This window comes from Sphingobacterium cavernae (assembly GCF_008520265.1).
Taxonomy (GTDB): domain Bacteria; phylum Bacteroidota; class Bacteroidia; order Sphingobacteriales; family Sphingobacteriaceae; genus Sphingobacterium; species Sphingobacterium cavernae.
On the sequence record NZ_VIQM01000034.1, the window covers coordinates 35,367 to 47,125 of the forward strand.

An 11,759-nucleotide genomic window follows, 5' to 3' on the forward strand; every position below is an offset into this window, starting at 1 on the left:
AGAAAATGCAAAAATCATTAATCAGCAAATGGCTGCTTTTAGTGTTCTTGTGTTTCAGTAGTATAGCATTATTTGGACAGAATAAGTTTACGCCAAAAAGTTATATCGAGGAACATAAAACAATGGCTCAGCAGCTCATGCACGAAACAGGTGTGCCAGCATCTGTGATTTTAGCAGTCGCTATTCATGAAAGTGCCTATGGCAATAGCCGTATAGCAAAGCACTTAAATAATCACTTCGGAATCAAAGGAAAAAATAACAGTAAGAAGATCAAATCTGCTTACAAAGGTTATTCTTCCACAAAAGAGTCATATTCTGATTTTATTGGTTTATTGAAGCGCAGAAAGTCCACTGTACATTTATTTGATAAATATGCTTTTAAAGATTTTTCAGCATGGGTGAATGGAATAGCGCGTTCGGGTTATTCGCAGACGAAATCATGGAAAACACATGTTTTGGGGACAATAAAGAGATATAATTTAGATCAATACGATAACATAAGCCATTATTCTGCTTCCCAAAAATGAGATTACTTGTTTATATTTTATTAATCGTTGGATTTTTAAGTTCTTGCGCGAGTAAGCGTACGACGACTTTATCCAAAAATCCATCAGCTTCTACCACATCAAAAGGATCAAATTCCACTTCTTCTGAGCGAAAACCGACCTCAACTACAGGTTTGAGTTATATCGATCAATACAAGAATATTGCGATAGCTGAAATGGAAAAATACGGTATTCCAGCGAGTATTAAGCTAGCGCAAGCTTTGTTAGAATCGGGTAACGGAAATTCTACATTAGCACGTGATGCAAATAATCATTTTGGCATCAAATGTGGTGGCACATGGACAGGGAAAAGTATTACGAAATCGGATGACAATCCTAACGATTGCTTTCGTGTATATGATAATCCAGAGCAGTCTTTCAAAGATCATTCGCAATTTCTATTGCGCAAGCGCTATGAAAAATTGTTTAGTTTGGATAAGAATGATTACAGAGGTTGGGCGCGAGGTCTTAAGGATGCTGGCTATGCTACTAACCCACGCTATCCCGAATTGCTGATTGATTTGATTGAGCGTTACGAATTATATAAATACGATTCGGCAGAAAGTCGCTCGGAGAAAATTGTTCGTGAAGTCAAAATTGAAACAGCCATCGAAAAAAAGGAAGAAACTGGAGAAGTGGTGCAGGCTGAGAAAATAAAATCTCCAGTCCAAATGATTATTCACGAAGTGAAATCAGGTAATACATTGTATAGTATTTCTAAACAATATAATGTCACAGTTGATCAAATCAAGCAATTGAACAACTTACCTTCTGAAAATCTATCGATTGGCCAGTTGTTAGTAATCAGCAAATAGTGAAAAGATGTTAAGATAGTGGTAATTTATTGGATAATAATGTAGTTTTATCGTTGTGAAACTCAATATCTGCCATATAGATTTAATTTTACTATGTAGTTTGTTCCCATTCTGGTCATTTTCCCAAGAAAATATTGGGGGCATGGTACTTGATGCGGAGAGTAAGCAGCGTATAGCCAAGGTATTGATTGTAAATAAGACAACTGGCGAAAATATCTATAATAACAGCAAAGGCGAGTTTATTTTAAAACTTAAACCTGGTGATATTATAATAGCGAATAAGGAAAATTATCATGGTGATACGATAACATACGAAGGAGCAAAGGCACTTATAATTAGTTTGAAAAGAAAAACTATTGCCATAGCTCCAGTTACTGTTATGGGCCGTGTTTCACCAGAAGAGATTTTGGCGCGACGTAAAGAAGAGTATAATAAAGCATATCGACTTGCTGATCCGGGAGAGTTTGTTAGCGTGGGGCAGAATGGAGCTGGGCTAAGTATAGATGCCGTTTATAACTATTTCAGTAGAGAAGGGAAAAATGCACGCCGGTTGACAAAATATTTTCAAAAGGAGTACGAAGATAATTATATAGATATTGTCTTTACAAGAGAGCTAGTTCGCGATGTTACTGGATTAGAAGGAGAACCGCTCGATAATTTTATGATTCGATATCGTCCAACCTATAATTTTGTGTTGACAGCGGACCGATATCAATTAATTAAATATATTAAAACGAAGTACGAATATTTTAAACATATACCATATATTAAACCATTACCAGATTTGAATGAAATAAACTTAAATTTGGGAAATTAGACGTTTTTTATGTTAAGAAATCTAACTATTATCCTTACTGTTATCATGTCGTTTGTGGGCATGCAATCTTATGCTCAGGTGAATTTAAAAGATTTGCGTGAGAAACCAGATTCAAAAATATTGAATGCGGATACGATTAAAGAGAATTCGATCAAGCAAATCAATGTACCTATTCCTCAATTAGGTCTAGAGGTCAATTATTGGAAACATTGGACGAAGTTTGGATTGAATGCCAATCAAGCATCTTTCAGTGACAACTGGAATGCCGGAGGTGTGAATTCGATGTCTTTGATGGGTTTATTTTGGCATAAAGCAGATTACACACGTGACAGGTTTAATTTTGTTTCGGAATTGGACCTTAAATATGGTAAAATCCAGAATAAGGATCAATTAGCAAAGAAGAATAACGATCGGATCTTCTGGGATAATAAGCTTTCTTACCGTTTTACAGATAAATGGGCGTTGTTTTTCTCTTTAACTTTTGAGTCTCAATTTGATCAAGGTTATAAATATGGAAAAGATGCTGATGGCTTTGAAATAATTACAGACACAATTTCGGCGTTTATGGCGCCAGGTTATTTCACGGAGTCATTCGGTTTGGAGTATAAACCAGACAAATCATTCTCTTTACGTTTGGGTACTGGTACGGCACGTCAAACAGTGATTTTGGATAATAGAATTGCACCACCAGAGGGAGGTAAAGCTGTTTATGGTGTGGAGCCAGGAAAAAAAGTTCGTAATGATCTCGCTTTTCAGGTCACAGCCAATTTAGATAAAGATTTATCAAAGAACCTAAACCTAAAAGCAAGGTATAATTTGTTTGCGGACTATAAAGATTTATCTGATCCCGATAATCGTTTGGACTTGACATTAACGGCTAAAGTGACTCGATTAGTAAACGTGAGTGCTTCTGGTATATTAGTATATGATTCTGATCAAGACACTAAGGTGCAGTTCAGTCAAGCCCTAGCTTTAGGTATATTATTCTCATTCCCTAGATAAAGAATTTATAAAATGCAGAAATGGGTTGGATTGTTGGCTGCAGTTTTATTTAGTGCTTGTAGTAGTTCTAAAGTAAGTTCTCAGAAGCCACTCGTATCTACTTCTCAGCAAAAGGTGGATTCTCTAACTTCTGTAATCAAACAATCAGCAAGTGCAAATCTCCAAGATAGTGCGGTGGTATTGCCAATAAGGGTAGATTCCGTAAAGCAATTCGATTCGGGTACAACTTTTCAGGAGCTTACTCCTGAAGAGAAATTAGCCGAGCAAAAGCGTACTGGAATTAATAAATCGGCAAATTGGGCTAGTGCTATTCATTATGATAACCGAAAGCCTAATTATGTCATCATACACCACACCTCTCAAAATAGTACTTCTCAAACTGTTCGTACGTTTCAATTATCACACACTAAGGTGAGCTCTCATTATGTAATTGGTCGTGATGGACAGGTCATACAAATGCTTAATGATTATGAGCGAGCGTGGCACGCGGGCAAAAGTAAGTGGGGGTCTGTGACAGATATGAATTCTGCTTCAATAGGAATAGAATTGGATAATAATGGGAGAGATCCATTCCCTGAATCCCAGATTGATGCATTAATAATTCTTTTAGATACATTAAAAAGTAAATATCTTATTCCACAAATTAATTTTATTGGTCACGCAGATATTTCGCCCACGCGCAAAGACGATCCGAATGTAAATTTTCCATGGAAAAGATTAGCTGAGCGTGGATTTGGAATATGGTATAATGAAGATTTTCTGGCTGAACCACCTCTTAACTTTAATCCAGTAGATGCGCTTAAAATCATGGGTTACGATATGAGCAATCCAGAAGCCGCTATTCGTGCGTTCAAGCGTAAATATATTCGCACAGAAGTCAATGGTGTCTTAACAGTTCGTGATAAGTCGGTTTTATACGATTTGTATAGAAAGTATTATTAGTATTAATTTGTTAATTGTTTCTTTGGTAAAAGATATTCTAGAAGATTTCCAAACAAAATAACGAGTACACATCCAATTAAATTCAGCCATAAGAAGGCTATTACATCCAAATACCAGATATAAACAATTATGATTTCGGTAACTACAGCAGCCCAGAATACGGCGTTCCCACGTATTTTCTTAAAATAAAATGCCACAAGAAATATTCCGAGAATGGTGCCATAGAATAGAGAGCCTAAAATATTAACAGCTTCCAACAAATTACCCAGCTTGTTTGCAAATAAGGCCACTATAATTGTGAATATTCCCCATCCCAAAGTCGAAATGCGAGATACATTTAGGTAGGTTTTTTCGGAAGCATTTTGATTGATTAGGCGCTTGTAGATGTCTATAACGGTGGTAGATGCTAATGAATTTATCGCGCTGGATGTTGCCCCCATGGACGCCAACATAATGATAGCGATGAGCAATCCAATCAAGCCCTTGGGAAAGACAGACGTCACAAAGGATAGAAAGATATAATTGTTATCATTCGTTTCGGCTTTGCTGTCGTTGGCTTTTATCAAATCAACAGCAGACTTACGTAATACCGCTGATTTTGCATTTATATCTTCTAAATTTTGTTTTTCTTGCTCAAGACTTGATTCTTTATTATTAACTCTGGCTTCATACAAAGCATTAAGCGTCTGAATACGTTGTTGTGTTAGCGCATTTTGTTCTGTTTGGAGATTTTTGTATTCTTCTGCGTGAATACTATTTTCTATCTTATGAATTTCTGTTGGATTGAAAAATAACGGCGCATTGTTGTATTGGTAGTATACGAAAACCAATACCCCAATTAACAGAATACAAAACTGCATCGGGATTTTCAATAGTCCATTCATCAATAATCCCATTCGGCTTTCACGTACTGAAGAACCTGTAAGATAGCGTCCAACTTGACTTTGGTCTGTTCCAAAATACGACAATTGCAAAAAGAAACCACCAATTAATCCTGTCCAAACTGTGTATTGATTGTTCCAATCCAATGTAAAATCAATAGCATTGGTTTTATTTGATTCGCCAGCAATATGCAAAGCTTCAATAAATCCAATTTCTGATGGCAGAAAATGAATAACCATCATTCCGGCAGCAAGTAGTCCTCCGAAAATGATTCCCATTTGGAGTAATTGTGTATACGAAACAGCTTTAGTGCCACCATAGGTAGTGTAAAGGACAACTACACTTCCAATCAAAATGGTAGTATAAAATACGTCAACGTGTAATACAGCAGATAAAATTATAGAAGGTGCAAATATGGTTATACCAGTAGATATTCCGCGTTGTATCAAAAATAAGAATGCGGTAAGAGAACGAGTCTTGATGTCAAATCGTTTTTCCAGAAATTCATATGCTGTGTAGACTTGAAGCTTATGAAATATAGGGACAAAAGTAATGCAGAGCACAATCATGGCCAGAGGCAGTCCAAAATAAAACTGGACAAAGCTCATTCCTGAAGTATACGCTAGCCCTGGAGCAGATAAGAAAGTAATCGCACTGGCTTGAGTCGCCATCACTGAAAGTCCAACATTATACCACGGCAGTTCACGATTGCTAAGTAGAAAACCTTCGATATTACTAATATTCCTGCTTTTGTAGATTCCATACAGAACTATCAAAAGCAGGGTAGAAAAAAGTACTATCCAGTCGATAATACTCATGAGAAATATTGTGTAAATAAATACATCCCTAATATGCACAGCACGAGCCAGACAACTACTATCCAGTAAAATTGTTTCCAGCTACGCGCAAATGGTGGCATATTGTTATCTATCACTTTCTTTATGAGGTAAAATGACAGAAATAAAGATTGTAGCAACAATTAGTCCGCCTACTAATCCACCAATAATACTTAAGACTGACCCCTCTTTAGCAAATGCAATTAATGCACCAAAGATAGTTCCAATTAATAAGATTAAACCTTTAACATTTAAAGGCTGCTCATTTACTTGATTTTCCATGTTATTGTGATATATTAATTTTCGTTCGTTAACAAATTTACAAATAATCTATAAGCTCCGGGAACTCCTGCAGGCAATTGTCTGAAAAACGAAAGTGATGTGTATACAAACTTACCTTTTCCATGTTTCGCGATTAAAAGTGACCCATTGTGTGTTTGTTCTTCTTTATCATTTAATCGCAGTGGAGTTCTGTATTTGCTATCTACATTTTCTGCAAAATACAATCCTCGTTCTTGGACCCAGCCTTCAAAATCTTTATTGCTGATTTTGTTAGGGAAGTTCAGTGCAATGTCTTTTTCATCAAAAGAGAACTGCGAATCTTCTTCCGTCACGCGACTTCTACCTAGGCTAAAATTATAAGGGCCAAGTTTGTCCGTTGACAACGTGCTATTTACATTGTACTGTACTAAGACAACTCCACCATTTTGCGCATAATCCATCAATTTCTTGTGCGTATTTGAGCCATTTTGCACCACATTAAAGTAACGTACCCCAACTAATACTGCATCGTACTGTTGAAGTGAGGCGGTTGTTAAGTCTTTGTCGGACAGTTTTGTAACCTTAATTCCAATTTGTTCTAATGATTCTGCCACTAAATCTCCAGCTCCAGCTAGGTAGCCAACATGTTGCACCTTATTTGTCAATTGCAAATTCTGACAAGAGATTTCTGTTGATGGAAACCATGTAATCGACGGGACATGATCATAGTTAAGCGTTTTTATATGCGTAAGCGTTTTGCCATTATGTTGGAAACGCAAAGTCGCATTATTTGAACGCTCCGAAAGAGGCTTCAATGTCAATGTCTGTACTATCGAATTTTCATTTCTAAAATTCAAAGTCCATTTGCTGTCCGAAATCTCCCAACCTTCTAACGCAGGTATATTTACTTCAAATGTCTTTGTACTTTTATCATGTCTTGTGAAAGTTACTTCAATTATTTTCTGCTCTTGATTTTTGCTCAGAAGAATGGAAGAGCTTGTTTCAACAGTCAATTCTGGCAGTATAACCAATGGATTGTTCACTTCACCTTTCACAGGGTCAACATAACGGTGTTGGATTTCTTGTGTAATAGAAATAGGTTCGCCATTTATTTTCAAGGTGAAAGTTGCATGAGCGTGCTCAGGATTGGTTGGATAACCCACAGATTCGATTGGAATATTAAATTTCCCCAATGTATTTGGTTCAACAAGCCAATACGGCTGTGATGTTTTGTTCAATTTTGTATTCGCGGAGGCTCTCCACAAATTATTTGTTTGAAAACTATGCTGGACATTTTTATTATTAATATTAACCAACTCTACCTGAACTTCACGGTTGCGCACAATTGCTTCAACTTGAAAAGTAAATTCCTGATTTACGACTTGTTGACTTTGGGTTGAGTATGCGTCTACCCAGATTCCAGCACAAGCAATGATTAAATCTTTTACTTCCTTCTTTTTTTGGGCTATCCAATATTGGTGGTTAGAGGCTTGTAGATTTTTAGTGTCCACTTTATAAGCATCTAACGCTTTTTTAAGCTGAATTAAATCATTAACAGATTTTTGAGGATGATTTGCTTGAAATTCAGTGTTTAGTTTTGTGATAAGTTTTTGAATAGCTTGTGAATTAGGCAATCTTTTCCAAGATGTTTCAACGCCATCCAATAGGTTATTATTAGCTTTTGCGCCTGCCACATGTTCAAAATACTCTGTACTCGTGCCGCGTGAAGAAGCAGCGCCAAAACCTTGAGTTTTGTGCTGTGAACGACTTTTAGCTGCTATTTCGCCATAAGATTCGCCTAATAAAGCGTTATAGTGTCCAATTTCAACCTTCAATTGACTATCTGAAGTATTGTTTTGTCCGCCGAAATTAGCTGTGTTCCAAAGCAATCTTTTGGCTTGCCAGGTACTCACTGTTTGAAGTTGTTCTGGGAATTTATTTTTATCAGCTGCCGCAATGAAAGCTTCATGTGCCAAAATAGCTGATGCTTGATGATGCCCGTGGCCTCCTCTTCTGTCTGGTGGAAAGCGATTGATAATAACATCAGGTTGGAATTTTCGTATAATCCAAACCGCTTCACGCAAAGCTGTCTCATGATCCCAGAATTCAAAAGTTTCTTCGTGCGTTTTGGAGAAACCAAAATCATAAGCTGAGGAGAAAAATTGTTCACCTTTGTCTATAGCACGTGCAGCCAACAATTCTTGTGTACGAATCAACCCAAGATTTATACCTAAATCTGTGCCTAAAAGATTTTGACCACCATCACCACGTGTAAGCGAAAGATATGCGGTTCGATATTTTTGCTCTTGGGCGAGCCAGGCAATGAGTCGGGTATTTTCATCATCGGGATGCGCAGCAAAATATAATACAGATCCTAGCGTATTGAGTTTCTGCAATCCAATTCCAATATCACTTGCAGATTTTGATAAAGTCTGACTATTTGCTTGCTGACCATTTATAAGCAATAAAAAAACGAAGGTGATGTATTTGAAAAAATTTCGCATAGCTAAATATAATTGGTTTCATTGATAAATAAACTATTGAAACAGAATTGTTAAAAATGAAAAAAGAGCTGAAATATTATTTCAACTCTTTTTCAACAACAATTAAAAATCTTTTAGTCTTAAATAGAATGCTTAAATAAATCTTTCGATGATTAAAATGTCAGTAATTAAAGGCTGATGTTACTAATCAGAGTTATCTGAGCTCTATTATAAAAGTAGTATAAAAGATTGAAATACTTTCAAGTCGAGTAAAAAAAAATTTCCACATTGACGAAGTTTTGCACATACGCAATCTGGAAACCTTTTTAAATAAATGTAACTACTAATATTAGACAGATATTTATTTATCTATCGAGCCTAAAACACGTTTCATAAACACGTTTAAAGCTTCTTTTTTCGGTGTGCCTTCTTTGATTAATTTATCTACTTCGATGGCACCATACATATTTGAAATTAGTTCACCGATGACATCTAGTTCTTCATGTTTCAAGGAAGGTACTTCTGTAAGAGCTTCTAATGTTTCGATTGTTTCCAAAACATAATCTGCATCGTTTTGTTCGATGAAATCCGTCAAGTGCTTAATTACTGGTAACTTCATTTAATAAGTCGATTAATCCGTCGATTTTGTTTGTTTGTACTTGATTTACCAATTGACCATTTTTGAAAGCGGCGAAGGTAGGTAAATTATCTACGTTAGCTAATTTTCTAGACTCAGGGAATTTCTCTGCATCTACGATTACGAAGTTTACATTTTCGTTCTCGTTAGCCATTTTTTTGAATTTTGGTTTCATAATACGGCAATTTCCGCACCATGAAGCCGAATATTGTACTATTACAGTATCGTTGTTAGCCACAACTGTTTGTAACGTGTCGTTTTCTAATTCTTGTAACATGATATCTTAATTTTGAAATAGGAGGCGGAAGTACTCCGCCTCTGGAGATAAAGCTAATTTCTTAGTTCATTGATAGGTAAGAAGCTACACCGTCGCGAGTTGCGTTCATAGCATCTTTACCTTCTTCCCAGTTTGCTGGACATACTTCACCGTGTTTTTGTACGTGTGTGTAAGCGTCTACCAAACGGATATATTCTTTTACGTTACGGCCTAAAGGCATATCGTTTACTGATTCGTGGAATACTTTACCAGTCTCATCGATTAAGTAAGTCGCACGGAAAGTGACAGCAGAACCTTCAGCGATTAAACCGAATTCTGAGTGCTCAACTTCTTTCACATCCAAAATACCTAAGATACTAGATAAGTTGCGGTTTGTATCGGCGATGATAGGGTATTCTACACCTTCGATACCACCATTGTCTTTTGCTGTGTTCAACCAAGCAAAGTGAACTTCGTTAGAGTCACATGAAGCACCGATAACGATTGTATTGCGTTTCTCGAATTCTGCTACAGCTTCTTGGAACGCGTGTAATTCAGTAGGACAAACGAAAGTGAAATCTTTTGGGTACCAGAATAATAAGATTTTTTTATTTTCTTTTTGTGCTTTTTCAAAAAGGTTTAGTGAAATATAGTCACCTAAATAATCAATAGCATCAACAGTAATGTTCGGGAAATTTTTACCTGTAAAACTCATAATAGTATCTTCTTTTAATGTGCTGCAAAGGTAAACATAAAGACGATACAATCGTATAGTTATTGCCTATAGGGCATTGGTATAGTCTATATTTTTGTTTAAATATTATTGGTATATTTTATATTTTTATATTTTTATATTTCAGGGGAAATTAGTTTTTAATTAAGTCATTTTATATTTTTGGCGTTATATTTTTTAGCTGGCCCCGTAGTTCAACGGATAGAATAGATGTTTCCTAAACATTTGATAGCAGTTCGATTCTGCTCGGGGCTACCAACGTTGCAAAAGAGGCATAATCCAGTCCTAATTCTGGTATGCCTCATTCCCTTGCCTTTACGAAATCCTGCGTTACGCCGTAACCCCTGTCGTAAAATACCCCGATGTTGTAGATAGCAGGCAGGTATTCTGCCGTTGCCGACCGCTTAAACCATTGCAGAGCGAGGGCATAATCCTGCAATACGCCTGTTCCGTTGAAATAGCATTGGGCAAGGTTATAGGCGGCGAGGTAATAATCACTCGCCGCTTTTTGGTAATAGCTGAATCCCTTTTGTCCGTTTTGCGGTACACCGTTGCCAAATTCGTACAGTACGCCCATTTGGTTGGTTGCCATTGCATTGTTGTTCTCGGCAGACTTTTCAAGATAAGCGAGTGCCGTCTGCATATTTTTCTCCACGCCAAAACCGTTCATATAGGCTACGCCTGTATAATATTGAGCCGGTGGGTAGTCCATATCAGCAGATTTTTTCAGTAGCGATACGCCTTTGCTGCGGTCTGCCGTAGTATCCCTGCCGTTGAAATAGCACAAACCGAGGTTATGAATAGCGACCATATAACCTTGTTCGGCGGAAGCGGTATAGAGCTGAAAAGCCTTGTCGTAGTTCCGCTGTCCGTCCAGCATACCGTTTTCGTAATATACGCCCATATTGTTTTGGGCTTTGGCATGTCCGTTTATGGCGGAGCGTTCCATCCAATGTCCCGCTTGCTTGAAATCGTCCTGCTCCAGATAACGCATCGCCAGCTTGAACTGTGCCGTTACCACACCTTTGTTTGCCAAGATTGTAAGGCTATCCGTACCTTGTGCCGAAACGGCAAAAACGGTAAAGAATGTGATGATAAGTAGGATTGATTTTTTCATCCGTATATAATTATTCATTTGTGTTTATTTTCAATGGTATTCATGAATACTTCGTATTTTGTTTTTTAATGGTGATGAAGCTATCAGATTTATTCATTCCTCTGTGTGATTGAATAAATCATGATGGTTTCATTTCAAAATGATTTTTATTTATCGAGCCAATACCGGACAGCGTCTCCGCCTACAACAAACATGGTATTGCCTACCGGAGTAAATTGTCTTCCGGAGTAAATTGTCTTCCGTTATGTCTCTTGCCACCGGCAATAAAATTGGCAACTCCCGCGCTACCGTTCTTGTTTTTCTTATCCTGTTGTTCGGGTTCTTGTACAGGAATATCATTTGTGGACTCTACGCCAATAAGGGTTTGCAAAAACAAACGTATAAAAGCCAATAAGGTCTTCAAAGGAACTGCTGAAATTGGAAAATCAACCAT

Annotated in this window: 12 protein-coding genes, 1 tRNA gene and 1 pseudogene; 7 read left to right on the forward strand and 7 right to left on the reverse strand. The window is 37.0% G+C overall.

The window, feature by feature from the left end; all coding sequences use genetic code 11:
* Positions 1-5: 5 nt before the first annotated feature.
* The 5 genes from FLS47_RS06945 (at position 6) to FLS47_RS06965 (ending at position 4,121) form a co-directional block, all read left to right on the forward strand.
* A complete protein-coding gene (locus tag FLS47_RS06945; RefSeq protein WP_149913657.1) occupies positions 6-527 on the forward strand; it encodes a glucosaminidase domain-containing protein in 522 nt (173 codons plus the stop codon).
* Positions 524-1,360 carry a glucosaminidase domain-containing protein gene (locus FLS47_RS06950; RefSeq protein WP_149913658.1) on the forward strand — a complete coding sequence of 279 codons (837 nt, stop codon included), beginning with the start codon at positions 524-526 and terminating at the stop codon, positions 1,358-1,360. The genes FLS47_RS06945 and FLS47_RS06950 overlap by 4 nt, the downstream gene beginning before the upstream one ends.
* A gap of 142 nt (positions 1,361-1,502) precedes the next feature.
* Entirely contained in the window at positions 1,503-2,177 is a 675-nt protein-coding gene (locus FLS47_RS06955) for a hypothetical protein (protein ID WP_223225168.1), read from the forward strand.
* Positions 2,178-2,186: 9 nt separating this feature from the next.
* Entirely contained in the window at positions 2,187-3,179 is a 993-nt protein-coding gene (locus FLS47_RS06960; protein ID WP_149913659.1) for a DUF3078 domain-containing protein, read from the forward strand.
* Positions 3,180-3,191: 12 nt separating this feature from the next.
* Complete coding sequence (locus tag FLS47_RS06965; protein ID WP_149913660.1) at positions 3,192-4,121, forward strand: N-acetylmuramoyl-L-alanine amidase; 930 nt, start codon at positions 3,192-3,194, stop codon at positions 4,119-4,121.
* A 2-nt stretch (positions 4,122-4,123) separates the two neighbouring features.
* Here the strand turns inward: FLS47_RS06965 and FLS47_RS06970 are convergent, their stop codons facing one another.
* The 6 genes from FLS47_RS06970 to FLS47_RS06995 all read right to left on the reverse strand — a co-directional run bounded on the left by FLS47_RS06970 (position 4,124) and on the right by FLS47_RS06995 (position 10,191).
* Positions 4,124-5,821, reverse strand: coding sequence for a sodium:solute symporter (locus FLS47_RS06970; protein WP_149913661.1), 1,698 nt, complete (start codon positions 5,819-5,821; stop codon positions 4,124-4,126).
* Between the two features lie 105 nt (positions 5,822-5,926).
* Positions 5,927-6,121, reverse strand: coding sequence for a hypothetical protein (locus FLS47_RS06975; protein WP_149913662.1), 195 nt, complete (start codon positions 6,119-6,121; stop codon positions 5,927-5,929).
* Positions 6,122-6,135: 14 nt separating this feature from the next.
* The gene (locus tag FLS47_RS06980) at positions 6,136-8,604 is read right to left on the reverse strand and encodes a PIG-L family deacetylase (protein ID WP_149913663.1); all 2,469 of its coding nucleotides are present in this window, start codon (positions 8,602-8,604) and stop codon (positions 6,136-6,138) included.
* A gap of 340 nt (positions 8,605-8,944) precedes the next feature.
* Complete coding sequence (locus tag FLS47_RS06985; protein ID WP_149913664.1) at positions 8,945-9,202, reverse strand: DUF6952 family protein; 258 nt, start codon at positions 9,200-9,202, stop codon at positions 8,945-8,947.
* Complete coding sequence (locus FLS47_RS06990) at positions 9,183-9,497, reverse strand: thioredoxin family protein (RefSeq protein WP_149913665.1); 315 nt, start codon at positions 9,495-9,497, stop codon at positions 9,183-9,185. Before FLS47_RS06990 ends, FLS47_RS06985 begins: the two co-directional genes overlap by 20 nt.
* A 61-nt stretch (positions 9,498-9,558) precedes the next feature.
* Entirely contained in the window at positions 9,559-10,191 is a 633-nt protein-coding gene (locus FLS47_RS06995) for a peroxiredoxin (protein ID WP_149913666.1), read from the reverse strand.
* Between the two features lie 201 nt (positions 10,192-10,392).
* On the opposite strand from FLS47_RS06995, the gene FLS47_RS07000 reads away from it, so the two are divergent.
* Positions 10,393-10,467, forward strand: a tRNA-Arg gene (locus tag FLS47_RS07000).
* A 43-nt stretch (positions 10,468-10,510) separates the two neighbouring features.
* Here the strand turns inward: FLS47_RS07000 and FLS47_RS07005 are convergent.
* Complete coding sequence (locus FLS47_RS07005; RefSeq protein WP_188347378.1) at positions 10,511-11,326, reverse strand: tetratricopeptide repeat protein; 816 nt, start codon at positions 11,324-11,326, stop codon at positions 10,511-10,513.
* 317 nt (positions 11,327-11,643) lie between these two features.
* Between FLS47_RS07005 and FLS47_RS07010 the strand changes: the two are divergent.
* Positions 11,644-11,759: pseudogene (locus FLS47_RS07010) on the forward strand (transposase); the annotation flags it as partial.